Source organism: Pseudomonas sp. TWR1-1-4, assembly GCF_049897165.1.
Taxonomy (GTDB): domain Bacteria; phylum Pseudomonadota; class Gammaproteobacteria; order Pseudomonadales; family Pseudomonadaceae; genus Aquipseudomonas; species Aquipseudomonas canadensis.
The window spans coordinates 340,229-365,192 of the sequence record NZ_JAFCVS010000006.1; the positions used below are offsets into that span (position 1 = coordinate 340,229).

20 protein-coding genes are annotated in these 24,964 nt (G+C 61.2%); 1 reads left to right on the forward strand and 19 read right to left on the reverse strand.

All coding sequences use genetic code 11. From position 1 onward, the window contains the following. Nucleotides 1–43 precede the first annotated feature (43 nt). The 18 genes from mdoH to hutC all read right to left on the reverse strand — a co-directional run bounded on the left by mdoH (nucleotide 44) and on the right by hutC (nucleotide 22,745). Nucleotides 44–2,614: a glucans biosynthesis glucosyltransferase MdoH gene (gene mdoH / locus ACP7C6_RS20790; protein ID WP_068933831.1), complete on the reverse strand. Its 2,571-nt coding sequence runs from the start codon at nucleotides 2,612–2,614 to the stop codon at nucleotides 44–46. Then, entirely contained in the window at nucleotides 2,607–4,343 is a 1,737-nt protein-coding gene (locus ACP7C6_RS20795; protein WP_028615395.1) for a glucan biosynthesis protein G, read from the reverse strand. Before ACP7C6_RS20795 ends, mdoH begins: the two co-directional genes overlap by 8 nt. Before the next feature lie 267 nt (nucleotides 4,344–4,610). Next, nucleotides 4,611–5,048, reverse strand: a complete 438-nt coding sequence (gene dtd / locus ACP7C6_RS20800; protein WP_016979155.1) for a D-aminoacyl-tRNA deacylase — start codon at nucleotides 5,046–5,048, stop codon at nucleotides 4,611–4,613. After that, entirely contained in the window at nucleotides 5,045–6,016 is a 972-nt protein-coding gene (pip, locus tag ACP7C6_RS20805; RefSeq protein WP_028615394.1) for a prolyl aminopeptidase, read from the reverse strand. The genes dtd and pip overlap by 4 nt, the downstream gene beginning before the upstream one ends. Before the next feature lie 103 nt (nucleotides 6,017–6,119). Further along, complete coding sequence (locus ACP7C6_RS20810; protein ID WP_426109182.1) at nucleotides 6,120–7,055, reverse strand: alpha/beta hydrolase; 936 nt, start codon at nucleotides 7,053–7,055, stop codon at nucleotides 6,120–6,122. Continuing rightward, nucleotides 7,052–7,984 (reverse strand): choline ABC transporter substrate-binding protein, encoded by a 933-nt coding sequence (locus ACP7C6_RS20815; RefSeq protein ID WP_122685756.1) that lies wholly within the window; start codon nucleotides 7,982–7,984, stop codon nucleotides 7,052–7,054. Before ACP7C6_RS20815 ends, ACP7C6_RS20810 begins: the two co-directional genes overlap by 4 nt. A gap of 190 nt (nucleotides 7,985–8,174) precedes the next feature. Next, on the reverse strand, nucleotides 8,175–8,975 hold the full coding sequence (hutG, locus tag ACP7C6_RS20820; protein WP_426109183.1) for an N-formylglutamate deformylase: 801 nt from the start codon (nucleotides 8,973–8,975) through the stop codon (nucleotides 8,175–8,177). A 12-nt stretch (nucleotides 8,976–8,987) separates the two neighbouring features. Then, nucleotides 8,988–10,193 carry an imidazolonepropionase gene (gene hutI, locus ACP7C6_RS20825; RefSeq protein ID WP_426109184.1) on the reverse strand — a complete coding sequence of 402 codons (1,206 nt, stop codon included), beginning with the start codon at nucleotides 10,191–10,193 and terminating at the stop codon, nucleotides 8,988–8,990. A 15-nt stretch (nucleotides 10,194–10,208) separates the two neighbouring features. Next, complete coding sequence (locus ACP7C6_RS20830) at nucleotides 10,209–11,618, reverse strand: amino acid permease (RefSeq protein ID WP_028615389.1); 1,410 nt, start codon at nucleotides 11,616–11,618, stop codon at nucleotides 10,209–10,211. Nucleotides 11,619–11,815: 197 nt separating this feature from the next. Then, nucleotides 11,816–13,354, reverse strand: coding sequence for a histidine ammonia-lyase (gene hutH, locus ACP7C6_RS20835; protein WP_152537898.1), 1,539 nt, complete (start codon nucleotides 13,352–13,354; stop codon nucleotides 11,816–11,818). A 32-nt stretch (nucleotides 13,355–13,386) separates the two neighbouring features. Then, nucleotides 13,387–14,895 carry a histidine ammonia-lyase gene (gene hutH, locus ACP7C6_RS20840; protein ID WP_028615387.1) on the reverse strand — a complete coding sequence of 503 codons (1,509 nt, stop codon included), beginning with the start codon at nucleotides 14,893–14,895 and terminating at the stop codon, nucleotides 13,387–13,389. A gap of 137 nt (nucleotides 14,896–15,032) precedes the next feature. Further along, entirely contained in the window at nucleotides 15,033–15,857 is an 825-nt protein-coding gene (locus tag ACP7C6_RS20845) for a quaternary amine ABC transporter ATP-binding protein (RefSeq protein WP_005783958.1), read from the reverse strand. Next, the gene (locus ACP7C6_RS20850; RefSeq protein ID WP_028615386.1) at nucleotides 15,854–16,705 is read right to left on the reverse strand and encodes an ABC transporter permease; all 852 of its coding nucleotides are present in this window, start codon (nucleotides 16,703–16,705) and stop codon (nucleotides 15,854–15,856) included. The genes ACP7C6_RS20845 and ACP7C6_RS20850 overlap by 4 nt, the downstream gene beginning before the upstream one ends. A 71-nt stretch (nucleotides 16,706–16,776) precedes the next feature. Beyond that, nucleotides 16,777–17,742 (reverse strand): ABC transporter substrate-binding protein, encoded by a 966-nt coding sequence (locus ACP7C6_RS20855; protein ID WP_028615385.1) that lies wholly within the window; start codon nucleotides 17,740–17,742, stop codon nucleotides 16,777–16,779. Nucleotides 17,743–17,811: 69 nt separating this feature from the next. Further along, the gene (locus ACP7C6_RS20860; protein ID WP_068933863.1) at nucleotides 17,812–19,257 is read right to left on the reverse strand and encodes a purine-cytosine permease family protein; all 1,446 of its coding nucleotides are present in this window, start codon (nucleotides 19,255–19,257) and stop codon (nucleotides 17,812–17,814) included. Between the two features lie 144 nt (nucleotides 19,258–19,401). Beyond that, nucleotides 19,402–21,072: a urocanate hydratase gene (gene hutU, locus ACP7C6_RS20865; protein ID WP_028615383.1), complete on the reverse strand. Its 1,671-nt coding sequence runs from the start codon at nucleotides 21,070–21,072 to the stop codon at nucleotides 19,402–19,404. 405 nt (nucleotides 21,073–21,477) lie between these two features. Then, on the reverse strand, nucleotides 21,478–22,038 hold the full coding sequence (locus tag ACP7C6_RS20870) for a HutD/Ves family protein (protein WP_068933862.1): 561 nt from the start codon (nucleotides 22,036–22,038) through the stop codon (nucleotides 21,478–21,480). Continuing rightward, nucleotides 22,035–22,745, reverse strand: a complete 711-nt coding sequence (hutC, locus tag ACP7C6_RS20875) for a histidine utilization repressor (protein ID WP_232920667.1) — start codon at nucleotides 22,743–22,745, stop codon at nucleotides 22,035–22,037. Before hutC ends, ACP7C6_RS20870 begins: the two co-directional genes overlap by 4 nt. Before the next feature lie 147 nt (nucleotides 22,746–22,892). Here hutC and ACP7C6_RS20880 point away from each other — a divergent pair, with 147 nt between their 5' ends. Next, entirely contained in the window at nucleotides 22,893–24,257 is a 1,365-nt protein-coding gene (locus ACP7C6_RS20880) for a formimidoylglutamate deiminase (RefSeq protein WP_068933860.1), read from the forward strand. 130 nt (nucleotides 24,258–24,387) lie between these two features. Here the strand turns inward: ACP7C6_RS20880 and ACP7C6_RS20885 are convergent, their stop codons facing one another. Next, complete coding sequence (locus tag ACP7C6_RS20885) at nucleotides 24,388–24,957, reverse strand: lipocalin family protein (protein WP_028615380.1); 570 nt, start codon at nucleotides 24,955–24,957, stop codon at nucleotides 24,388–24,390. Nucleotides 24,958–24,964 lie beyond the last annotated feature (7 nt).

Below are 24,964 nucleotides of genomic sequence, written 5' to 3' on the forward strand. Positions count from 1 at the left end.
GCGCTTCGAACACCCCCGAGGAGAACCCTCGGGGGCGTCTGAATCAGGCCGGTTGGGCCTGGGACGACAACGGTTGCAGCGGCAGCAACGGCGCGTGCGGATCAGCCTTGATCGAGTCACGCCAGGCGGCGAGCCACTCGGCATGGCCTTCGCTCCAGACGTGCTCATGCAGGCGCGCCAGGGCGACCGGGTCGCTCAGCAGGGCCAGGCGTTCGCCGTTGTTGAGGCCAGCGGGGCCGACTTTCAACGCGTGACGCACACGTTCGGTACGCAGGTACTCGATCGGCTCGGCCTCACGGTGACGCGACGTCGCCAGGGCACAGGCAAGGGCGTTCTGCTGTGGGTCGACCACCGAACGCACGAAGCCGTCGTTCAGCGCGTGCCAACGGTTTTCGTGAGTGTACAACTCGGTCGACAGCAAGGCCTGCGGCGGATTGTATTCCTCGGGGATCAGGAACAGGCTCTCGTCGCGGGACTTGAGGCCCAGCCCGACACGGCTGGAGATCACCGAGACCGGGATCGACAGCATCAGCGAACCCACGATCGGCACCAACCACCACAGGAAGCTCGGGTTCAACCACACTACCAACAGGGCCCACAGGAAGCCCAGCACGGTTTGCGGACCGTGGCGCTTGACCGCTTCGCTCCATGGGGTGGAGTCGTCGTCACGCTGCGGCGAGTTCCAGGTTGCGGCCCAGCCGAGGAACGCGGCGAGCACGAAACGGGTGTGGAAAATCATCCGCACCGGCGCCAGCAGCATGGAGAACAGCATCTCCAGCAGCATCGACAAGGTCACCTTGAACTTGCCGCCGAACTCTTTCGCGCCCTTGGCCCAGATCAGGATGATGCTCAGCAGTTTCGGCAGGAACAGCAGCACGATGGTGGTAGAGAACAGCGCCACCGCCTTGTCCGGATGCCATTGCGGCCACAGCGGGTACAACTGGCGTGGTGCCATGAAGTACTGCGGCTCCATCAGGGTATTCACCGCCAGCAACGCCGTGGACAGCACAAGGAACAGGAACCACAACGGCGCCGACAGGTAAGACATAACGCCGGTCAGGAACACCGCACGGTGCACCGGGTGCATGCCCTTGACCAGAAACAGGCGGAAGTTCATCAGGTTACCGTGGCACCAACGACGGTCACGCTTGAGTTCGTCCAACAGGTTCGGCGGCAACTCTTCGTAGCTGCCCGGCAGGTCGTAGGCAATCCACACGCCCCAGCCGGCACGGCGCATCAGCGCAGCTTCAACGAAGTCGTGGGACAGAATGGAACCGGCGAACGCGCCTTTGCCCGGCAACGGCGCCAGGGCGCAGTGCTCGATGAACGGCTTCATGCGGATGATTGCGTTGTGACCCCAGTAGTGGGACTCACCCAGTTGCCAGAAGTGCAGGCCGGCGGTGAACAGCGGGCCATACACGCGGGTAGCGAACTGCTGCATGCGCGCATACAGGGTGTCCATGCCCGACGCACGCGGCGCGGTCTGGATGATCCCCGCATCCGGCGTGGCTTCCATCAAACGTACCAGGCTGGTCAGGCATTCGCCGCTCATCACGCTGTCCGCGTCGAGCACAACCATGTACTTGTATTCACCGCCCCAGCGACGGCAGAAGTCGTCGAGGTTGCCGCTCTTACGCTTTACGCGACGGCGGCGACGGCGATAGAAGATCTTGCCGAAACCACCGGCCTCGCGGCACACGTCGAGCCAGGCTTGCTGTTCGGCGATGCAGATGTCGGCGTCATTACTGTCGCTGAGCACGAAGAAATCGAAGCGATCCAGATCACCCGTGGCGGCGACCGACTCGAACGTCGCACGCAAACCGGCGAATACCCGAGGCACGTCTTCGTTGCAGATCGGCATCACCAACGCGGTACGGGCATCTTTCGGAATCGGCTCGTCACCGGCACTTTTACCGGAGATGCGGTATTTATCATGACCGGTCAGCAGTTCCAGGAAGCCCATCAACGCAGTCCAGAAACCGGCTGACACCCAGCAGAACAAGATCCCGAACATAATCAGGATGCTGGTTTGCAGGGCGTAAGGCAGTACCTGGGTAGCCGTTTGCAGCAGGGTCTGGTTGCGGATTTCGTCGAAGTCGACCAGCGACCAACCCTGGTACGGCATGATGCCTTTCATGTACCAACCGGCAACGATGGTCTGGCCGAGCATCAGCACCAGCAGGATGTAACGACGGATCGAACCGACCGTACGCCAGCGCGCGGCCGGCAATACACGCTCATCCTTCGGCGGCGCCGGAGGATTGCTGCGCCCGGTGATACGGCGCCAGCCGCGCACCAGGATATTGGTGCGCCACGGCTCCGGCACCACGCGGGTACGACGGATCGGCGGCGTGGCCTTCAAGCACACGCGACCGGCGGCGTCGACCGCCAGCATTTCGGCGTCTTGCAGCTCTTCGGCAGTGTTGAGGGTCAATCGGCGGCCAACCGACGCCTGGGCGGCATCGACCGGCGCATCGAAGGTCGACGACGACAAGCGTTCGTGCAACTCGGTGAAGGATGTGCAACCCGCCAGTTCGGCGCGCTGCTCAGCGGTCATCGGTAGATGCGCCAGATACTCCTGCAGAGTTTCTGGCTGGACTTGAGAATTACTCATCGGCAGGCAACTGGTAGCTCCAGGTTTCGGTCAGGACTTGTTCGGTCTTGATCGGCTCCGGTGTGGCTGGGGCAGCTTCTGGCTGCTTGGCTTCCTTGTCTTTCGCGTCTTTCTTGGCCTGTTTCTCGTGCTGCTTGGCCAGGACCTTGTCAGCCTTGAGCACGTGGCTGGAATCCTGCTCAGGAGCGGGCGGCGGAACGTCCTGCACCAGTGCAGCGCGCATTTCGGTCGGCTTGCCTGCGTCCTTGATCTTCATGCGCAGGGTCAGGCGCCAGCCTTTCGTGTGTTCGTTGTAGCGCACACTGTTTTCAACCAGTTCGGCGTTGTCGCTGACACTCACTTGGCTGCGCACCGGGGCATCCGATGGCAGGGCCTTGAGGGATGGGCCCTCGAAGTCCACCAGGTAGGCCACGCTGCCGTCAGGCTGGCGGATCAGGTTGGATTGCTTCACGTCACCGGTAGAACGCAGGGTTTGCTTGACCCAGGCGCTGTCGCTCGGGTGCAGGGACTTTTCGTCCATGGTCCAGTGCAGGCGGTAGGAAACATCCAGTGGCTTGCCGACTTCAGGCAGCTCGGCCGGGCTCCAGAACGCAACAATGTTGTCGTTGGTTTCGTCGGCGGTTGGGATTTCCACCAGGTTGACGGTGCCTTTGCCCCAGTCGCCCTCAGGCTCGATCCAGGCGCTTGGGCGCTTGTCGTAGTTGTCGTCGAGGTCTTCGTAGTGGCTGAAGTCGCGACCGCGTTGCAGCAGGCCGAAACCTTTCGGGTTCTCTACGGTGAAGTTGCTGACCGACAGGTGTTTCGGGTTGTTCAGTGGGCGCCAGATCCACTCGCCGTTGCCGGCATGGATCGACAGACCGCTGGAGTCGTGCAGTTCACGACGGTAGTTCAGCACTTTGGAAGGCTGGTTCGCGCCGAACAGGTACATGCTGGTCAACGGGGCAACGCCCAGCTTGCTGACCTTGTCACGCAGGAACATCTGGGATTTCACGTCGACAATGGTGTCGGTCCCAGGACGCAGGATCAGGCGATAAGCGCCAGTAGCCCGCGGGGAATCCAGCAAGGCAAAGATCACCAATTGTTTTTCACCCGGCTTTGGACGCTCGATCCAGAACTCGGTGAACCGCGGGAACTCTTCCCCGGACGGCAATGCAGTGTCGATCGCCATGCCACGGGCAGACAGGCCATACGCCTGGCCCTTGCCGACCACGCGGAAGTAGCTCGCGCCCAGCATGGTCATGATTTCGTCTTGCTTGTCGGCCTTGTTGATCGGGTACAGCACACGGAAGCCGGCATAACCCAGCTGTTCGGTGGCTTTAGGATCAAACTTTACGTCGCCAAAATCGAAGCGCGTCGGGTCGTACTTGATTTCCTGGACGCTGTCGGCGGTGACTTCGTTGATTTTCACCGGTGTATCGAAGTGCATACCCTGGTGATAGAAGGACAGCTTGAACGGGGTGTTCTGATCAGCCCACTCTGCTTTTTCGTTGCGGAAACGAATCTTCTGGTAGTCCGCGAACTTCATTTCACGGAATTCGTTCGGCAGATTGCTGCGCGGAGCTTCGTATTTCTGCCCGGCCAGCTCTTTTGCCTTGGCCGACACATCATCCAGACTGAATGCCCACAGTTGACCCGCGCCGAACAGGCAAAACAGGGCGGAGCCCGTCACCAGTGCGTTTCGTAACCGTTTGGCAGACAATTTTGGTGCATTACAGGGACTAACAATCACGAGCAACCCTCGCCGAAAACAGATCAAAAAACCAACGGCCAGCTATCTATATGCCAGGTTGGCGAGCATTGTTCCGACTCCCCTGGGGCAAAATGATTCCCCATTGGCGATCGGACAAGTCTCTACCTAAGTCAAAAATGGACCAAACAACGCTGATCCCCGTAGCGCGCGATTATCTAGTAGCCCGCGAGACAACGCATCAGGGACAACGAAGTATTTGTAGCGAAACCCTGCGTTTTTAGGCATTAAAAGTCGTTTTTAATACATTCACGTCTGCAAGAGGAAGGTCACAGGGCCATCATTGACCAAATGCACCTGCATATCGGCGCCAAAACGCCCTGACGCCACCTTGCCATGCAATTGTTGCGCTTGTAACAGCAAGTGATCAAAAAGCGCTGCTCCCAAGGCCGGCGGGGCCGCTGTGGAGAAGCTAGGCCGCAGCCCGCTCTTGGTATCGGCCGCCAAGGTGAACTGCGACACCAGCAGCAAACCGCCGTCGATATCCTTCAACGACAGGTTCATCTTGCCTTCGTCGTCACTGAACACCCGATAGTTCAACAGCTTGTGTAACAGCTTATCGGCACTCTCCGGCGTATCCGCAGGCTCGACGGCCACCAGCACCAGCAAACCCTGGTCGATGGCGCCGACGATTTCGCCCGCCACCTCGACTCGGGCGCCGCGCACCCGTTGCAGCAGACCCTTCATGCTTCTTCAGGCGGCAGGTCGAGCAAGCGCCGTGCCATCTCACTGGTCGCACGCACCAAGGCATCGGTGATGCCGGGTTCGGACGCCGCGTGGCCGGCCTCGCGAATCACCTGCAGCTCACTGTTGGGCCACGCCTGGTGCAACGCCCACGCGTTGTCCAATGGGCAGATCATATCGTAGCGCCCGTGAATGATTACGCCAGGCAGATGGGCGATCTTGTGCATATCGCGGATCAGCTGGTTAGGCTCCAGAAACGAGTTGTTGGTGAAGTAGTGGCACTCGATCCGCGCGATGGACAGGGCGCGTTGCGGCTCGGAAAACCGCTCCACATGCTGTGGGCTCGGGCACAGGCCAAGCATGCGCCCTTCCCAGCCGGACCAGGCCTTGGCCGCGTGCATCTGAGCGATCTGATCGTTGCCGGTGAGGCGCTTGTGGTAGGCCGCGATCATGTCGTGGCGCTCTTCCGGCGGGATCGGCGCGAGGTAGTCCTGCCAGTAATCAGGGAACAGGCGGCTCGCCCCTTCCTGATAAAACCAGTGAATGTCCTGCGGACGTGCCAGGAAAATGCCGCGCACAATCAGGCCGAGCACCCGCTCCGGATGGGTTTGCGCGTAGGCCAGGGCCAGGGTCGAGCCCCAGGAACCGCCGAACAGTACCCACTTGTCGATGCCCAGGTGCTCGCGGATGCGCTCTAGGTCGGCGACCAGGTCCCAAGTGGTGTTGTTTTCCAGGCTGGCGCGCGGGGTGGAGCGCCCGCAACCACGCTGGTCGAACGTAACGATGCGGTACAGGTTCGGGTCGAAATAGCAGCGGCTCTGGGCATCACAACCGGCACCAGGGCCACCATGGATGAAGACAACGGGCAAACCTTCGGGGGAGCCACTTTCGTCGACGTACAGCGTGTGGGTGTCATCGACAGCCAGATCGTGCCGGGCGTGGGGTTTGATCTGCGGGAACCAAGTCTGCATTGCGCGCTCCGTAAGGGGTCGGGTTCATCCCTGGGGGGACGTCTTTTATTTTGCCGTCTGGCACTATAAACCCGAATTGTGCAATGAGCATGTCCTAGAGCGCTTAGACCTGTGTCAGCCCTTCGCTCCCCAGGTAATCCAGCAGGTAATCGTAGAGCCGGTCCACTTCCGGCACCTGCCGCCGCGCCCGCAGGCAGCCGTGCACCAGGCCTTTGCCGGGATACAGCACGGTGGCTACGCCCGCCGCTTGCAGGCGTTCAGCGTAAAGCATGCCGTCGTCGCGCAGCGGGTCGAACTGGGCCACGGCGATGAACGCCTTGGGCAAACCGCTGAAGTCTGCGGCCAGCAGCGGCATGGCGTAGGGCGACGGTTTGCCGCTGCCCTGCAGGTACAGCGCCAAGTAGCAGTCGGTGTCGGCGCTGCTGAGCAGGGGCGCGTCCATGCAGTCACCCCGCGATGGCAGGTCGGAGGGACCGCCCAACCCCGGATAGATCAAGACCTGGGCTCGCGGCAACGGTTGCCCGTCGTCACGCAATCCCGTACACAATGCTGCCGCCAGGTTGCCGCCCGCACTGTCGCCGATGACCGCCAAACGCTGCACGTCGATGGCATAGGGCCCCTGCCCTGCCTGGATTGCCTGCCACACGGCACGACAATCCTCGTAAGCGGCCGGGAACGGGTGTTCAGGCGCCAGCCGATAATCAATGGCGATCACCAAGACTTGCAAGGCCGTGGCCAGTTCGAAGCAGATGAAATCGTGGGAATCCAGGTCGCCGACCACCCAGCCGCCGCCGTGCATATAAAGGAGGCATGGCCAGCCTTCAGGAGGCACCGGCGCGGCCAGTAGATAACTGCGCACGCCTACGCCGGCCAAGGCGAAGTCCTTGACCTGCAAGCTTTCTGGTTTCGGCGGGGTAAACGCCTGGCACATGCGGTCGTAATTTTGACGTAAGCCTGCCAGCGAAGAGTCGTCGCTGGTGAAGGACTCCGTCTTCTCCACGAACGCTGCCAACTCAGGCGAAATAGGGTATCGACTCATTTCAAACTCGCCTGGACCGCCGTGGCACCGTCGCTGCCATCAAACGCCTTGACCCCAGCCAGCCAGCGCTGCAAATCCTCGGGATGGTCACGCAACCATTGCTTGGCCACATCCTGCGGCGACTTTCGCTCCATGATCGGCACCATCAACTGGCTTTCCTGGGCGGCGGTGAAGGTGAGGTTCTCCAACAAGCGATTGGCGTTGGGGCAGCGTTCGGCAAAATCCGGCGCGGTGACGGTGGAGACGGTGGCGCGGCCTTCGTCGGGGCCGAACACGTCTTCACTGCCGGTGAGGTACGCCATCTTCATATTGATGTTCATCGGGTGCGGGGTCCAACCGACGAACACTACAAACTCCTTGCGATTCACCGCCCGCTGCACCGCTGCCAGCATTCCGGCTTCACCGGAAGCCACCAGCTTGAAGCCGCCGAGGCCGAAGTGGTTGGTGTCGATCATTTTCTGGATATCGGTATTGGCGCCGCTGCCTGGCTCGATCCCATAGATCTTGCCGCCCAGCTTGTCCCTGAAGCGGGCGATGTCGGCGAAAGTCTTCAAGCCTGCGTCGGCCACGTATTGCGGCACGGCCAGGGTGGCCTGGGCGTCGGCGAGGCTGGGCGTATCGAACACCTTGACCTGCTTGGCCGCCAGGAACGGCGCGATATTGTTGTCCATCGCCGGTTTCCAGTAGCCGAGGAAGATATCCAGGCGTTTGTCGCGGATGCCGGCAAAGATGATCTGCTGCACGGCGCTGGTCTGTTTGCTGTCGTAGCCGAGGCCATTGAGCAACACGTCGGCCATACCGGAGGTGGCGACCACGTCAGTCCAACTGACCACGCCCATGCGGATGTTCTTGCAGGAGGCCGGCTCAGCGGCCATGGCGTGTGCACTGAACAGTGCGGCGCCGATAAGGCTCAACAAGGTTTTTTGCATGGGGGGTGGTCTCACTTGGCTGTTGTTATTCCACAACCTTAACCAGTGGAGCCTGAGTCAACACGAACTGGGGCGACGGGCAGTTGCACTGGGGCGACTGTGCGGCCGTCATCGCGGGTAAGCCCTCTCCCACATTTTGACCGTGTGAACCCGATTCAATGTGGGACCTGGCTTGCCTGCGATAGCTATTTCAGCCGTAACGCTGTTGCCCCCAGGCTAACAACCCGTCGAGCAATTGCTTGAGCACCACCCGCGTCGGCTCGGCCAGATCCGGTCGATAACGGAACGGCTCAACTTCTTCCATGTAGGTGCTCTGGCACAACTCCAGCTGCACCGCTTGGATATCCTGGGCCGGGTCACCGTAATGCCGGGTGATGTGGCCGCCCTTGAAGCGCCCGTTGAGTACGTGGGTGTACTGCGGATGCGTGGCGCAGATGGCTTCCAACTGGCTGGCCAACGTTGGATCACAGGCGGCGCCGTTGAAGGTTCCGAGGTTGAAGTCCGGCAACTTGCCGTCGAACAGGTGCGGGATCACCGAGCGGATCGAGTGCGCATCAAACAACAGTGCATAGCCAAACTCAGACTTGAGCCGCGCCAGCTCTTCTTGCAGGGTTCGGTGATACGGGCCCCAGATTTTTTGCAGGTAGGTCACGCGCTCTTCTTCAGACGGCTCATGCCCTTCACGAAACAAGGGCACGCCATCGAACAGCGTCGCTGGGAAGAGGCCGGTGGTGGCGCCGGCATATAACGGCTTGTCATCGGATGGCCGGTTCAGGTCGATCACAAACCGTGAATATTCAGCCGACAAGGTGCTGGCACCCAGTGCATCGGCAAAGTCATACAGCGCAGGAATGTGCCAGTCGGTGTCCGGCAGGCTTTGCGCCTCGGGGATCAACCCTGCCTCGACAGCAGGCGTCAGGCGCAGGCCGGCGTGAGGCATGCTGATCAGCAGCGGCACACGGCCTTGTTTGAAGTTCAGAACCTTATCCACGAGCAGTACTCCTCAAACAGTGACGTCGACGCCATGGCGTACGACGCGTTTATCCAGTTCGCCGCCCAGCCAATAGGCCAGGTCTGCGGGACGATCAATCTGCCAAGCGACGAAGTCCGCCACCTTGCCCACTTCCAGGGAGCCGTGGGTGTCGCCCATGCCCAACGCAGTGGCGGCATGTTGCGTGGCGCCGGCCAGGGCCTCTTCCGGGGTCATGCGGAACAGGGTGCACGCCATGTTGAGCATCAGGCGCACCGACAGCGCTGGCGAGGTGCCGGGGTTGAGGTCGCTGGCGATGGCAATCTTCACGCCGTGCCTGCGCAGGGCGTCCATTGGCGGCAACTGGGTTTCGCGCAGGAAGTAGAACGCGCCCGGCAGCAAGACCGCGACGGTGCCGGAAGCGGCCATGGCGATGGCGTCTTCTTCAGTCATGAATTCCAGGTGATCCGCCGACAGCGCCTGGTAACGCGCCGCCAGGATGGAGCCGTGCAGCGACGAGAGTTGCTCGGCATGCAGCTTCACCGGCAGGCCCAGTTGCTGGGCAACTTTGAACACGCGCTCAACCTGCTCGGTGGAAAACGCCAGGTATTCACAAAACGCATCCACCGCGTCCACCAGCCCTTCCGCCGCCAAGGCCGGCAGCATTTCGATGCAGATGTGCTCGATGTAGTCGTCGGCGCGGTCCTTGTATTCCGGCGGCAACGCGTGGGCCGCCAGGCACGTGGCGCGCACGCTGACCGGCAGCGCTTCACCGAGGCGACGGGCTACGCGCAACATTTTGCGTTCGTTGGCCAGGTCCAGGCCGTAGCCGGACTTGATCTCTACGGTGGTCACGCCGTCCCGTAGCAGACTGCGCAGGCGCTTTTCAGCGCTGGCAAACAGTTCATCTTCCGTCGCCGCACGGGTGGCACGCACAGTGCTGGCAATACCGCCGCCCTTGGCCGCGATCTCGGCGTAGCTCACGCCTTCGAGGCGCTGCTCGAACTCGCCGCTGCGGTTACCGCCAAACACCGTATGGGTGTGGCAGTCGATCAGGCCGGGGGTGACCCACGCGCCTTGCAGGTCATGCACCTGGGCGTAATCCGCCGTGGGTGCCTGGCTGCGGGGGCCGATCCACTCGATGAGCGAACCGACGGTCACCATGGCGGCATCCTCGATGATCGAGTATTTGCCCTGTGCCATGGTTGCGACGTGGCAGTGTTGCCAAAGCGTTTTCATCAACGCCTCCCTAGATTAACGATGAGACAAAGCCGGGTCGTAATGGACCTTGGCCGCTTGCCCGGCAGCGGGCTTGACCCACAGCAGGTAAGCCACCACCAGCAGCACGATCCACACAGCACCGACCAGCAAAGCGGCCTGGGTGTCCGGGAAGTAACCCAGCACGCCAAACACGAACAGCATGAACACAATGGCGGCCGCCGGCGCATAGGGCCAGAAGGGCACGGGGAATTTCAGTTCGGCCACCTGCTCTTTAGTCATCGAACGGCGCATGGCGACCTGGGTGAACAGGATCATCAGCCACACCCACACGGTGGCGAAGGTGGCAATCGAGGCGATCAGCAGGAACACGTTTTCCGGGATCAGGTAGTTAAGCACTACGCCGCCGAGCAGCGCTGCGCCCATCACCAGCACGGTCATCCACGGCACGCCGTGTTTGGACAATTGCGCGAAGCCCTTGGGCGCCTGCCCTTGCTGGGCCAAGCCGTACATCATGCGGCCAGCGCCGAAGATGTCGCTGTTGATGGCCGAAACGGCCGCCGAGATCACCACGATATTGAGGATGGTCGCCGCCGAGCCGATGCCCAAGTTGCTAAAGATCTGCACAAACGGGCTGCCCTGGCTGCCGATCTGCGGCCATGGATAGATGGCCATCAGCACAAACAAAGTCAGTACGTAGAACAGCAGGATACGCAGCGGCACCGCGTTGATCGCCTTGGGGATCACGCGTTGCGGGTCCTTGGCTTCGCCGGCGGTGATTCCAATGATTTCGATGCCGCCAAAGGCAAACATCACCACTGCGAACGAGGCGATCAGGCCGCCGACGCCATTAGGCATGAAGCCGCCGTGGGCCCACAGGTTGCTAAGGCCGCTGGCCTGGGTTTCACCGGCAGAATGAATACCGAACAGCATGATGCCGAAACCGCCGAGGATCATCGCCACGATGGCGCCTACCTTGAGCAGCGACAGCCAGAACTCCATTTCGCCAAACACTTTGACGTTGCACAGGTTCAGGCCGCCGATCAAAAACACAATGCCGAGCACCCAGACCCAACGTGCGACTTCGGGAAACCAGAAGCCCATGTAGATGCCGAAGGCGGTCACATCAGCCAGGCAGACGATGATCATTTCAAACGCGTAGGTCCACCCAAGAATAAAGCCGGCCATGGGGCCCAGGTAGGTGCTGGCGTACTGGCCAAAAGAACCAGCCACCGGGTTGTGCACGGCCATTTCGCCGAGGGCACGCATCACCATGAACACGGCGGCGCCGCCGATCAGGTAGGCCAGCAGCACCGCGGGGCCGGCCATCTGGATGGCGGAGGCAGAGCCATAGAACAGCCCGGTGCCGATCGCAGAACCGAGTGCCATGAAGCGAATATGTCGGGCGCTGAGCCCGCGTTTCAACCCTTTCTCTTGCTGGTGCATTTCTCTTCCCTAGTTATTTTTATCCCGAGAAAAATCCGAACGGCTGCGTGATGAATGCCTTCTTTTGTGCTGAGCGGGCTTGCCCCGCGTTGGGTCGCGAAGCGACCCCAAACCCGACGACGGCAGAAGGGGCTGCTGCGCAGCCCAACGCGGGGCAAGCCCGCTCACCACAGGAGGCATGCACCCCTGCGAATGGGCTACAGGCTCGGCAGCAACTTGGCCGGCACCAGCTCATTCAGGCAGCGGCTGGCCAACAGCTCGCTGGCGGCGTTGATGTCCGGTGCGAAGAAACGGTCCTTCTCATAGAACGCCACTTTGTCACGCAGAATCCCACGTGCCTTTTCAAGCGCAGGCGAAGTTTTCAGGCCTTCGCGCAGGTCCAGGCCCTGGCACGCGGCCAGCCATTCCACGGCGAGAACGCCACGGGTGTTTTCAGCCATTTCCCACAGGCGCTTGCCCGCAGCCGGGGCCATGGACACATGGTCTTCCTGGTTGGCCGAGGTCGGCAGGCTGTCGACGCTATGGGGATGGGCCAACGCCTTGTTTTCGCTGGCGAGCGCGGCGGCGGTCACTTGGGCGATCATGAAGCCGGAGTTCACGCCACCATTGCCCACCAGGAACGGCGGTAGTTGCGACATGTGCTTGTCCATCATCAGCGAGATACGGCGCTCGCTGAGGGAACCGATTTCAGCGATGGCCAGCGCCATGTTGTCGGCGGCCATGGCCACCGGTTCGGCGTGGAAGTTACCACCGGAAATCACGTCACCTTCGGCGGCAAAGACCAGCGGGTTATCCGACACGGCGTTGGCCTCTACCACCAGCACCTCGGCGGCCTGGCGGAACTGGGTCAGGCACGCGCCCATGACTTGCGGCTGGCAACGCAGCGAGTACGGGTCCTGCACCTTGTCGCAGTTCTGGTGCGACTGGGACACCTGACTGCTTTCGCCCAGCAGGTGACGATAGGCCGCTGCCGAATCGATCTGCCCACGCTGGCCGCGTGCGTCATGAATGCGTGCGTCGAAGGGTGAGCGCGAACCCAGCACCGCTTCCACGGTAAGTGCGCCACACGCCAGGGCGCCGGCGAACAGGTCTTCACCTTCGAACAGGCCACGCAGGGCGTACGCGGTGGACACCTGGGTGCCGTTGAGCAGCGCCAGGCCTTCTTTGGCGGCGAGGGTCAGCGGCGTGAGGCCGGCAACCTTCAGCGCTTCGGTGGCTTCCAGCCATTCGCCCTTGTAGCGTGCCTTGCCTTCGCCCAGCAGCACCAAAGACATGTGCGCCAAGGGCGCCAGGTCGCCGGAGGCACCGACCGAGCCCTTCAACGGAATATGCGGGTACACCTCGGCGTTGATCAGCGCGATCAGCGCGTCGATCACCTGGCGGCGGATCCCGGAGAACCCACGGCTGAGGCTGTTGACCTTGAGCACCATGACCAGCCGCACCAGCGCATCGCTGATCGGCTCACCGACGCCAGCGGCGTGGGACAGCACCAGCGAACGCTGGAGGTTTTCCAGGTCTTCGCTGGCGATGCGGGTCGAGGCCAGCAGGCCGAAACCGGTGTTGATGCCATAGGCGGTGCGGTTCTCGGCGAGAATCTGCTCCACGCAGGCGACACTGGCTTCGATCTGCGCCGTGGCGCTGTCATCCAGACTGAGGGTTACCGGCTGCTGGTAGATGGCTCGCAGTTGGGCAAGGCTCAGTTGGCCTGGAATCAGGTTTAGCGCAGTCACATTCATACTCCTTTTGAATTGTTCTTTTGAATAAGTCTTCAGTGGAAATTCGGCAAGTCGGTGTCTTTGAGCAGCTGGGCGGTGGCCGCAATGTCCGGCGCCAGCCAGCGATCCTGCTCGTAGGCCGGCACTACTTCACGCAGCAAGCGCCAGGCGCGGCCGGTGCCGGCGCCAAAGCGTTGTTCTTTGAGAAACTCGAACGCCTGGGCTGCCAGCAAGTACTCGATGGCGAGGATCTGCGTCACGTTGGCCAACACCTGGTGCAGCTTGAGCGCGGCATTGGTGCCCATGCTCAGGTGGTCTTCCTGCAGGCCCGAGGTGACGAAATTGTCGAGCACCGCCGGTTGCGCCAACTGGCGGTTCTGCCCACACAGCGAGGCGGCGACGTACTGCACGATCATCATCCCGGAGTTGACCCCAGGGTTGCTCACCAGGAACGCCGGCAAGCCGCTGACGTGCGGGTTGATCAGGCGGTCCAGGCGCCGTTCGGCCACCGAGCCGATTTCGGCCATGGCAATCGCGAGCATGTCCGCCGCCAATGCCACGGATTGTCCGTGGGGGTTGGCCTGGGACACCACGCGGTAATTGTCTGGCGTACCGAGTACCAGCGGGTTGTCGGTGGCGCTGTTGAGTTCGGTCTCGATCTGGCGGGTGGCGTGCTCTACCTGGTCGCGAGCCGCGCCATGGATCTGCGGGATCGAGCGAATGCTTAACGCATCCTGTGTGCGAATGCCCTTGCTGCTGGCGATCACTTCGCTGCCATCAAGCAGGGCGCGCAGGTTGATACCCACTTGCTGCATGCCGGGGTGCGGTTTGAGGGCGATGATCTCTTCGTCAAACGCGTCGATCTGGCCGCGCTGTGCCTCGAAGCTCATGGCGCCGATTACGTCGGCCCATTGCAGCAAGTGATGGGCGTCAGCCAGGGCCAAGCAGCTCAGGCCGGTCATGCACGGCGTACCGTTGACCAGGCACAGGCCGTCCTTGGCGCCGAGCACTACCGGATGCAAACCCTCTGCACTTAAGGCGTCTTGAGCCGGGACGATTCGACCTCGGTAACTCACATTACCCACGCCCAACAAGGCCACGCCCACATGGGCCATATGGGTCAGGTAACCCACCGAACCCTGGGACGGCACCTGCGGTGTGATGCCATGGTTGAGCAGCGCCAGCAACGAGTGCACCACCTGTGGATGCAGGCCGGATTTGCCGTGGCTGTAGTTGATGATCGCCGCGCAGATGATCGCGCGGGTCTGCTCGTCACTCAGCGCCGGGCCGACGCCGCAGGCATGGCTCAGCAAGGTGTTGCGCGACAGTTGGCTGAGTTGTTCGCCCTTGAGCGACACATTGCACAGCGCACCCAGGCCGGTGTTCACGCCATAGGCGCGCTCACCGCTGGTGACGATGCGCTGTACGATGGCCTGGGCATTGTCGATGCGCGCCCAGGCCTGGCCCGAGAGTTCGAGCACCGCGCCGTGGCGGGCCACGGCGACGACGTCCTGCCAGCGCAGTGGCGTATCGGCGATGGTGATTTTTGTTGCCTGGGACATCTTCATACCTTCTTGAATTCTTGTGTGGCTTCACTGGCCTCATCGCCGGCAAGCCGGGCTCCTACAGAGGATTGCGCGCTCCATGTAGGAGCTGGCTTGCCAGCGATGGCGCCAGCAGCCTCATTACACCTTTCAGCTCAGACCACCGCCGCCCGCCGCTGAACAAACCGATCCACATATTCATCCGCCGGCGAATGCAGGATCTCCCGAGGGGTGCCGACCTGGATCAGCTTGCCGTCCTTGAGGATCGCAATGCGGTTGCCGATGCGCACGGCCTCGTCGAGGTCGTGGGTGATGAACACGATGGTTTTGTGCAGGGTCTTTTGCAGCTCCAGCAACTGGTCCTGCATCTCGGCGCGGATCAGCGGGTCGAGGGCGCTGAAAGCCTCGTCCATCAGGATGATGTCGGTGTCGGCCGCCAAGGCACGGGCCAGGCCGACGCGCTGGCGCATGCCGCCGGAGAGCTGGTGCGGGTATTTGTTTTCGTAACCCTTGAGGCCCACGGTTTCGATCCAGTGCAGGGCGCGTTCGGCGCAGACCTGCTTGGTTTCGCCACGTACCTTCAGGCCGTAGGCAACGTTGTCGAGCACGCTCTTGTGGGGCAGCAGGCCGAAGCTCTGGAACACCATGCTGATCTTGTGTCGCCGGAATTGGCGCAGGGCTTCCATGTCCAGTTGCAGGATGTCTTCGCCGTCCACCAGGATCGCGCCGCTGGTGGGGTCGATCAGGCGGTTGAAGTGACGCACCAACGTGGACTTGCCGGAACCCGACAGGCCCATGATCACGAAGATCTCACCCGTGCCGATGCTCAGGGACAAGTCGTTCACGCCGACCACGCAGCCGGTCTCGGCCAGGACCTGGTCCTTGGTCTTGCCCTGCCCGACCATGGCCAGCGCATCCTTGGAGCGCGCGCCGAAGATCTTGAAGACGTTTTTAACTTCGATTTTACTGACAGTAGTCATTTGCTCGCCTCATGCCGTGGACGACCATAGGCCTGGGTAATGCGGTCGATGACCACTGCGAGAATCACGATCGCCAGCCCGGCTTCGAGGCCTCGGCCAACGTTGAGGGTCTGGATGCCGACGAGTACGTCCTCACCCAAGCCACGGGCGCCGATCATCGAGGCGATCACCACCATCGACAGCGCCATCATGGTGGTCTGGTTGATACCGGCCATGATGCTTGGCAACGCCAGCGGCAGTTGCACACCGAACAGTTGCTGCCAACGGTTGGCGCCGAAGGCGTTGATGGCTTCCATGACTTCGCCGTCGACCTGGCGAATACCCAGGTCAGTGAGACGGATCAGCGGTGGCGCGGCGTAGATCACCGTGGCGAAAATCGCCGGGACCTTGCCCAGGCCGAACAGCATCAGCACCGGAATCAGGTACACGAAGCTCGGCATGGTCTGCATGATGTCGAGCAGCGGCATCAGCACCGAACGCAGGCGATTGCTGCGTGCGGACAGAATGCCCAGCGGAATACCGATCAGCACCGAGATCACCGTGGCGACCATCATCAAGGCCAGGGTCTGCATGAGCTTGTCCCACAGGCCAACCGCGCCGACCAGGAACAGCAAACCGACGATCACCGCCGTGGTCACCACCTTGCGGGTAGCGTGCCAGGCGACACCGCCGACGATAGCCAGCATCAGCCACCAGGGCGCTGCGCGCAGCAACCCTTCCAGGTTGACGATGGCCCATAGCAGGGTGTCGGAAATGTGTCGGAACACATCACCGTAGTTGGTGACCAGTGAATCCACCCAACCGTTGACCCAGTCGGCGATGGAAAACGTAAAACTCTCAGGAAACATATCGTGCTCTCGATCCAGTGGGTTGTGGCTGGGCGTCCGGTTGCCGGTGAAGGCAACCGGAAACGCTCAACCTACAAGGCCGCGTCGATTTTCTTGGCTGCGTCGTCGCTCACCCATGCGTGCCAGACTTCAGGATGTTCCTTGAGGAAGATTTTCGCCAGTTTTGGCGACTCAATTCGCTCCTTGGCCATGCGACCCAGGTTCTGGTTCAGCAGGTCGATTGGCAGGTTGACCTTTTCCAGCACGGCCACCAGTTCCGGGGCTTGTTCGTGGAAGGTCTTGGACAGGCCGACCTTGATGCTCACGCTCTTATCCACACCGGGTTTTTCCTCCAGCTTGACCAGGTCGACCTGGCCCATCAGCGGGGTTGGCGACCAGTAGTAGAACAGGATCGGCTCGCCACGCTTGTAGCTCGACAGCACCGCCGCATCCAGCGCCGGGCCGGTGCCTGGACGGAAGTTGGTGTAGGCATTTTCCAGGCCGTAGCTTTTCAGCATTTCGCTGTTGTCCAGCTCGCAGGTCCAACCGGCCGGGCAGTTGTAGAAACGGCCCTTGGAGGGCTCTTCCTGGTCCTTGAACACCGCGGCGTACTTGGCCAGGTCAGCGATGTTTTTCAGGTCGGGTGCCTTGGCTTCCAGCTTGCGTTTGGCGTCGCCTTCGATCACGTAGCGCGGCACGTACCAGCCTTCGATAGCGCCGACAACCGGGGCGCCGACGCCGACGACTTTGCCGGCCTTCTCGGCCTTGTTCCAGACTTCACTGCGGCCTACCCACTCTTCGGCAAACACTTGGATGTCGTTGCTGCTCAGGGCGTTTTCCATGGTGATGGAGTTGCCCGGCAGGCTGTCGGTTTTGCAGTCGTAGCCTTTTTCCAGCACGGTTTGCAGGATGTCGGTGAGCAGCATGCCGCTTTCCCAGTTCAGGCCTGCGAATTTCACCGGCTTGCCGGATTCGCACCAGCCAGCCGCCTGGGCGCCAGCGCTTGCCAGCAAACCTGCCGAGAGCAGGGTGGCCATCAGGGTCTTATGCATTTTCATTGTTGTGACGCTCCCAATCTTGAAATGGATTACGGCAGTCAGTAGGCATCCTGCCCTGTCCACGTCCCATCAGGCTTGTGCAGCCAGCCCGTTTGTTCTTGGTATAGCGCCCTGCTCTGTCGGCAGGATCAGTCGATCGGGCACCGTGCCGTGCCATTTTTTCGCACACAGGTAGTACAGCGCTGCCGGCAGGACCAGACCGATGATCCAGGAAATATCGACATCACCCAGCGCAGCTACCAAAGGGCCGGTGTAGAACTTGGTGGAGATGAACGGCAATTGCACCAACACGCCGAAGACGTACACGCTGATCCCCAGCAGGTTCCAGCGACCGTAGCGACCGTTCGGATCAGCCAGCGCCGGCACGTCATAGCGGTCGCGGGTGATGCAGTAGTAGTCCACCAGGTTGATCGCGCTCCAGGGCGTGAAGAACGCCAGCAGGAACAGGATGAAAGACTTGAACGCGCCGAGGAACGAATGCTGGCCGAGCAAGGCGATCAAAGTCGCGGTGCCGACAATCACCAGCACGAACACCAGGCGTTGCAAGCGCGTGACCTCCAGGCGGCCACGGAAGCCGCTGATGATGGTCGCGATGCACATGAAGCTGCCGTAGGAGTTGAGCGTAGAGATGGTGACCTTGCCGAACGCGATGCTGAAGTACAGCAGCGCAGCGGTGGCCCCCGTGCCACTCAAGCCCACGATGTAGGCCACTTCGTGACCGGCGAATTGCCCGTTGGACATGGCCGCAGCAAACACGCCGAGGACCATCGCCACCTGGGCGCCAATCACCGAACCTGCGCCAGCGGCGAGGAAGGTTTTCACCGACGAGGTATTGCTCGGCAAGTAGCGTGAGTAGTCCGCCACGTACGGGCCGAAAGCGATCTGCCAAGAGGCCGCGAGCGACACCGCCAGCAGGAAGCTGCTCCAGCTGAAGTGGCGGATCTGCAGGAGTGCGCCAACGTCGGTCTGGCTCATCAGGCGGCTGAACAGGTAGACAAAGGCGATCACGCCAATGACGCTGGCGACACGACCGATGAAGTGGATCACCCGATAACCGAGCACCGTCACCAGCACGATGACACTGGCGAAGATCAGGATGCCGACGCTGTCGCTGACCCCGAACAACTGGCCCAGCGCCTGACCGGACAATACCGTGCCGGTGGCGGTGAAGCCGAGGTACATCAGGCACACCAGCACGATAGGAATGGCCGCGCCATACACCCCGAACTGCACCCGGCTGGAGATCATCTGCGGCAAGCCGAGCTTAGGCCCTTGCGCCGCATGCAACGCCATGACGCCGCCGCCCAACAGTTGGCCGATAAACAGGCCGATCAACGACCAGAACACATCACCGCCCAGCACCACGGCCAGGGCCCCGGTGACAATCGCGGTGATCTGCAGGTTGGCACCCATCCACAGGGTGAACTGGCTCAATAGACGACCGTGTCTTTCCGCTTCCGGGATGTAGTCGATCGAACGCCTTTCGATCAACGGGGTGGTGTCATTTGCAGCCATGTCGGTTCAACCTCTGATGGATTGTTCATAAAGCCTGTGTAAAACCGCTTTTCTGTGGGAGCTGGCTTGCCTGCGATGCGGGCGACTCGGTCTATCAGTAGAACCGAGGGGATGCCATCGCAGGCAAGCCAGCTCCCACATGGGTTATTTGATCATCGGGAGATTGAGGCCCTGCTCTTTGGCGCAGTCGATCGCGATCTGGTAACCGGCGTCTGCGTGACGCATTACCCCGGTGGCCGGGTCGTTGTGCAGTACACGGGCAATTCGCTCAGCCGCTTCGTCGGTGCCGTCGCAGACGATCACCATGCCGGAGTGCTGCGAGAAGCCCATGCCCACACCACCACCGTGATGCAGCGACACCCAGGTCGCGCCGCTGGCGGTGTTGAGCAAGGCGTTGAGCAGTGGCCAGTCGGACACGGCGTCGGAACCGTCCTGCATGGCTTCGGTTTCGCGGTTCGGGCTGGATACCGAGCCGGAGTCCAGATGGTCACGGCCGATCACCACCGGCGCCGACAGCTCACCGCTGCGTACCATTTCGTTGAATGCCAGGCCGAGCTTGGCGCGCTGGCCCAGGCCCACCCAGCAGATACGCGCCGGCAGGCCCTGGAAGCTGATGCGCTCGCGCGCCATGTCCAGCCAGTTGTGCAGGTGGGCGTCGTCCGGGATCAGCTCTTTGACTTTGGCGTCGGTCTTGTAGATGTCTTGCGGGTCGCCCGACAGGGCCGCCCAGCGGAACGGGCCAATGCCACGGCAGAACAGCGGGCGGATGTAGGCCGGTACGAAACCCGGGAAGTCGAAGGCGTTTTCCACGCCTTCTTCCTGGGCCATCTGGCGGATGTTGTTGCCGTAGTCGAAGGTCGGGATGCCTTGTTTCTGGAATTCCAGCATGGCGTTGACGTGCACGGCCATCGACTGCTTGGCCGCCTTGATCACGGCCGCCGGCTCGGTCTTGGCGCGGGCGCGGTATTCGTCCCAGGTCCAACCGGCCGGCAGGTAGCCGTTGAGTGGGTCGTGGGCGCTGGTCTGGTCGGTGACCATGTCTGGGCGCACGCCGCGCTTGACCAGTTCCGGCAGGATTTCCGCCGCGTTACCCAACAGGGCAATGGAGATAGCCTTGCCTTCCTTGGTGTACTTGGCGATGCGCGCCAGTGCGTCGTCGAGGTCGGTGGCTTGTTCGTCGACATAACGGCTGTTCAGGCGGAAGTCGATGCTGACTTGTTGGCATTCAATGTTCAGCGAGCACGCGCCGGCCAGCGTTGCGGCCAAAGGTTGCGCGCCGCCCATGCCGCCGAGACCGGCGGTGAGCACCCAACGGCCAGTCAGGTCGCTGTTGTAATGCTGGCGACCCGCTTCGACGAAGGTTTCGTAGGTGCCTTGGACGATGCCCTGGCTGCCGATGTAGATCCAGCTGCCGGCGGTCATCTGGCCGTACATGGCCAGGCCCTTGGCATCCAGTTCGTTGAAGTGTTCCCAGCTGGCCCAGTGCGGCACCAGGTTGGAGTTGGCGATCAGTACACGTGGGGCGTTGCTGTGGGTCTTGAATACGCCGACCGGCTTGCCGGATTGCACCAACAGGGTTTCGTCGTCATTCAGGTTAGTGAGGCTCTCGACGATCTGGTCGTAGCACTCCCAGTTGCGCGCCGCACGGCCGATACCGCCGTACACCACCAATTCTTTCGGGTTCTCGGCCACTTGCGGGTCGAGGTTGTTCATCAGCATGCGCAACGGCGCTTCAGTCAGCCAGCTTTTGGCAGTGAGCTTGTTACCGTGGGCGGCACGGATTTCGACGTCACGGTATTTTGTAGGCTTGGTCACAACAAGAACTCCTCGGCGATCGATGCGCGAACATGGATGGTGCGAAGGAGAGTCTTACGCACACATCTTTACTTGTACATACAAGCATATGCAATCAAGCGGCCAACTTGCTGAGGGTGCTGTTGAGATTTTTTTCGAAAGTGGGCGCAAGCCTTGGAAATTAAGGCTTGGAGACTTAATGAAATTTCTTACGGAGGATTTTTACAGCAAGGGAGGTTTGGCGCGATGGCGTGGTTTTGCGCCACGCTGGGGCATTCGGTAACAAATTGGTGCGGGCGTTGGAAACAGTTCTGTTGCTCACCAAAAAACAAATGTGGGAGCAGGCTTGCCCGCGAATGCAGTGGGTCAGCCAGCCTCTCTGGTACTGATACACCGCATTCGCGGGCAAGCCCGCTCCCACAGTTTTTAATTGCGAGCAGTCAGTTCGATAATGCAGCTGCGGCCACTGACAGAGATATCCAGCAGGCCAGTATTACCGTCCACTTGCAGGCAGTCGTGATGCCCCAGCTTGTGGTCCAGCACCTTCACTTCATCCGCCACGCTGAACACCAGCACTGTCTGCGCGGTGCTGAAGAAACGTTGCTCGCCATCGATCCATTGCAACCGTGCGTGGTAACGCTGTGGCGAATAGATCAGGTTGAAGTCGCGGATCGGCCCGGTGATCAGGCGACATGACACTTGACTGTCACCCTTGAACGCGAAGGGTTGGAGCGGTAACAAACCGCGCTGCTCCTCACCGTCCACGGTCAGGACCATGCCCGCGCCCTTGATCACGGTGATCACGCGCTGGTAGCCGGCGAAAGTCGAAAACCCGCCCGACTCGGCAATATCGGCAATCGAAAGTCGCCAGCCAAAACCATCCAGGCCGGTACCGGCATCACGGGTGATTTCTTCGGTGCTGCCACCGCCGTTTTTCCAAGGCATGCGCACGTAATCGGTGGCGCGCCAGACTTTCACTGCACTCATTTACTGAAACGTCCTTCCAGGCTGTGACGAGAACCGGGGTGGATCAGACGCGCAGCGGTCACCGGCTGGCGGCCCGACCAGGTGCGTCGGCGAATCAACAAGCACGGCTCGGTAGGTTCGATCTGCAGCAGCTTGCACTCGGCAGCGTCGGCAAGAATGGCTTCGACCACGTGCTCGCCTTCGGTCAGCGGTGCCACCTGGTTCAGGTAGGCATACGGCGTTTGCTGGGTGAAATCCTGTTGCAGGTATTCCGGCGCGACCAGGGCATTGACGAAGCGGTCTTCGATTTGCACGGGAATATCGTTTTCAAAGTGCACGATCAACGAATGGAAAACACGCCCGCCTTCACGCATCTCCAAGGCGACAGCGCGCTCGGAACCGGCGGCCTCTTCGCCCAGGTGGATGACCTGGCAGGTATGTCGATGACCGCGCGAGGCGATCTCATCGGCAATGTTGTGCACTTCGAACAGGGCCGACTGGCTCTTGGGCTCGGCGACAAAGGTGCCGACACCTTGCATGCGCACCAGCAAACCTTCAGCGGTGAGCTCGCGCAACGCACGGTTGATGGTCATGCGACTGAAACCCAGCTGGCTGACCAGTTCGCTCTCGGACGGCACGCGGTAATGGGGTGGCCAGTTGCCGTTGAGAATCTGCTGGCTGATCATCTGTTTGACGCGGGCATACAAGGGCGCCGGACTTTCGTCCATGTGGGCAGCCAGCGAAGACTTGGCAGGCGGAGTCGGCACAGGGAATCCTTGCAGGGGGAAAAGATGCATAGATTGCCGGAGTTTACCGAGCAGGCAAACGTCTGTATATGTATATACAAATAAACACACGACCGGGGTGCCTTGATCATGTCCGCTTTCTTTGCCGAACGCGCGCTGCTGCCTAATGGATGGGCCAATGATGTACGTCTTGAAGTCAGCGCTGAGGGCCTGCTGACAAAGGTTGAGGCCAATGCCAGCGCAGAGGGTGCCGAACGGCTGAGAGGCCCGGTATTGGCGGGCATGCCGAACCTGCACTCCCATGCATTCCAGCGCGCCATGGCCGGTTTGGCCGAAGTGGCGGGCAATCCGAATGACAGCTTCTGGACGTGGCGCGACCTGATGTACCGCATGGTCGGCAAGATCAGCCCGGAACAATTGCAGGTGATCGCGCAACAGCTGTATATCGAGATGCTCAAGGCCGGCTACACCTCGGTGGCAGAATTTCACTATGTGCATCACGACGTCAGCGGCCAGCCGTATGCCGATCGCACGGAACTGTCACGGCAGATCAGCCAGGCGGCGGCCAGCAGCGGGATTGGCCTGACACTGCTGCCTGTGCTTTACACCCACTCCGGTTTTGGCGGCCAAGCCCCGAATGAAGGCCAGCGGCGGTTTATCAACAGCACCGAGCAATACCTGGACCTGCAGGCGCAGCTCAAACCCATCCTCGCCGCACAAACGGCGCAGCAGTTGGGGCTGTGTTTCCACTCGTTGCGCGCGGTGACGCCACAGCAAATCAATGACGTGCTGGCCGCCAGCGACAAGGCGTGCCCGGTGCATATCCACATCGCCGAACAGCAGAAGGAAGTTGAAGACTGCCTGGCCTGGAGCGGCAAACGCCCGCTGCAATGGCTGTATGACAACGTTGAAGTGGATGAGCGCTGGTGCCTGGTGCATGCCACTCATGCCGATGCGGATGAAGTCGCACGCATGGCCAAGAGCCGCGCGATTGCCGGCTTGTGCCTGACCACCGAGGCTAATCTGGGTGATGGGATTTTCCCGGCGGTGGATTTTCTGGCCCAAGGCGGACGCATGGGCATCGGGTCCGACAGCCATGTGTCATTGAGCGTGGTGGAGGAGTTGCGTTGGTTGGAATATGGCCAGCGCCTGCGCGATCAGCGGCGTAACCGGTTGTACCGCAGTGATCAGCCGATGGTCGGCCGTACGCTGTTTGATGCCGCGCTGGACGGCGGTGCCCAAGCGTTGGGGCAACCGATTGGTAGGCTGGAAGTGGGCAAACGTGCGGATTGGATTGTGCTGGATGGCAATGATCCATACCTGGCGACGGCAACAGAGGATGGGATTCTGAATCGCTGGCTGTTTGCGGGCGGGGATCGGCACGTGCGGGATGTGCTGGTGAATGGAAAGTGGGTGGTGCGCGATGGGCATCATGCCGGTGAAGAAGAAAGCAGCCGGGCGTTCACGCAAGTTTTGAGAGCGCTACTGGGCTAACACGCGACACATAACAAATGTGGGAGCTAGCTTGCCTGCGATACAGGCACCAAGGTGTATCAGTTACACCGTGGTGATGCTATCGCAGGCAAGCCAGCTCCCACATGTATTGATCGGCGGTGGCCCAGGGTTACTGCGAGGTCTTTGCCATCTGCTTATCCGACGTACGCCAGATCAATCGCGTGGTGTCATACCCCTGCTGCCGCGCCCTGCTCAACAGGTCTTCGCGGGTGTCCGCACTGACCGTCGGCGTGCGCGACAGGATCCACATATAACGCCGGCTCGGGCTGCCCACAATTGCGGTCTTGTAGTCATCGCTGACATACAACACCCAGTAATCGCCCTTGGCAACGCCCGGCAACAACGCGGTAAACCAGTTATTGAATTCCACCCAGAGCTTGTCGGTCTTGCCCGGCACTTGCGGGGTGGCGGTGCCCTTGGCTTCTTCCCACTTCCATTCGGTCGTCAGGCAGCGGTTGAACACCGACATGTCACCATCGGGCAACAGGGTGTAGCGGGCTTCGGACTGCGCGCAGTTGCGCTGGAAGTACATCGGCAATCGGGCCAACTCATACCAGGTGCCCTGGTAACGCTTGAGGTTGACGTTGCTCGCTGTCTTGGGTTGCAGATCATCGCCAGAATGGCTGGCGCAGCCCGCCAAAAACAGGCTGGCACAAAGGAACAAAACAAAACGCATCATTCTTCTT

What these genes read in the sequence shown, in the direction of transcription:
- mdoH (WP_068933831.1), bottom strand. Translation starts at nt 2,614, where the DNA reads ATGAGTAATTCTCAAGTCCAGCCAGAAACTCTGCAGGAGTATCTGGCG.
- dtd (WP_016979155.1), bottom strand. Translation starts at nt 5,048, where the DNA reads ATGAAGGGTCTGCTGCAACGGGTGCGCGGCGCCCGAGTCGAGGTGGCG.
- pip (WP_028615394.1), bottom strand. Translation starts at nt 6,016, where the DNA reads ATGCAGACTTGGTTCCCGCAGATCAAACCCCACGCCCGGCACGATCTG.
- ACP7C6_RS20810 (WP_426109182.1), bottom strand. Translation starts at nt 7,055, where the DNA reads ATGAGTCGATACCCTATTTCGCCTGAGTTGGCAGCGTTCGTGGAGAAG.
- ACP7C6_RS20815 (WP_122685756.1), bottom strand. Translation starts at nt 7,984, where the DNA reads ATGCAAAAAACCTTGTTGAGCCTTATCGGCGCCGCACTGTTCAGTGCA.
- hutI (WP_426109184.1), bottom strand. Translation starts at nt 10,193, where the DNA reads ATGAAAACGCTTTGGCAACACTGCCACGTCGCAACCATGGCACAGGGC.
- ACP7C6_RS20830 (WP_028615389.1), bottom strand. Translation starts at nt 11,618, where the DNA reads ATGCACCAGCAAGAGAAAGGGTTGAAACGCGGGCTCAGCGCCCGACAT.
- hutH (WP_152537898.1), bottom strand. Translation starts at nt 13,354, where the DNA reads ATGAATGTGACTGCGCTAAACCTGATTCCAGGCCAACTGAGCCTTGCC.
- hutH (WP_028615387.1), bottom strand. Translation starts at nt 14,895, where the DNA reads ATGTCCCAGGCAACAAAAATCACCATCGCCGATACGCCACTGCGCTGG.
- ACP7C6_RS20845 (WP_005783958.1), bottom strand. Translation starts at nt 15,857, where the DNA reads ATGACTACTGTCAGTAAAATCGAAGTTAAAAACGTCTTCAAGATCTTC.
- ACP7C6_RS20850 (WP_028615386.1), bottom strand. Translation starts at nt 16,705, where the DNA reads ATGTTTCCTGAGAGTTTTACGTTTTCCATCGCCGACTGGGTCAACGGT.
- ACP7C6_RS20855 (WP_028615385.1), bottom strand. Translation starts at nt 17,742, where the DNA reads ATGAAAATGCATAAGACCCTGATGGCCACCCTGCTCTCGGCAGGTTTG.
- ACP7C6_RS20860 (WP_068933863.1), bottom strand. Translation starts at nt 19,257, where the DNA reads ATGGCTGCAAATGACACCACCCCGTTGATCGAAAGGCGTTCGATCGAC.
- ACP7C6_RS20870 (WP_068933862.1), bottom strand. Translation starts at nt 22,038, where the DNA reads ATGAGTGCAGTGAAAGTCTGGCGCGCCACCGATTACGTGCGCATGCCT.
- hutC (WP_232920667.1), bottom strand. Translation starts at nt 22,745, where the DNA reads ATGGACGAAAGTCCGGCGCCCTTGTATGCCCGCGTCAAACAGATGATC.
- ACP7C6_RS20880 (WP_068933860.1), top strand. Translation starts at nt 22,893, where the DNA reads ATGTCCGCTTTCTTTGCCGAACGCGCGCTGCTGCCTAATGGATGGGCC.
- ACP7C6_RS20885 (WP_028615380.1), bottom strand. Translation starts at nt 24,957, where the DNA reads ATGATGCGTTTTGTTTTGTTCCTTTGTGCCAGCCTGTTTTTGGCGGGC.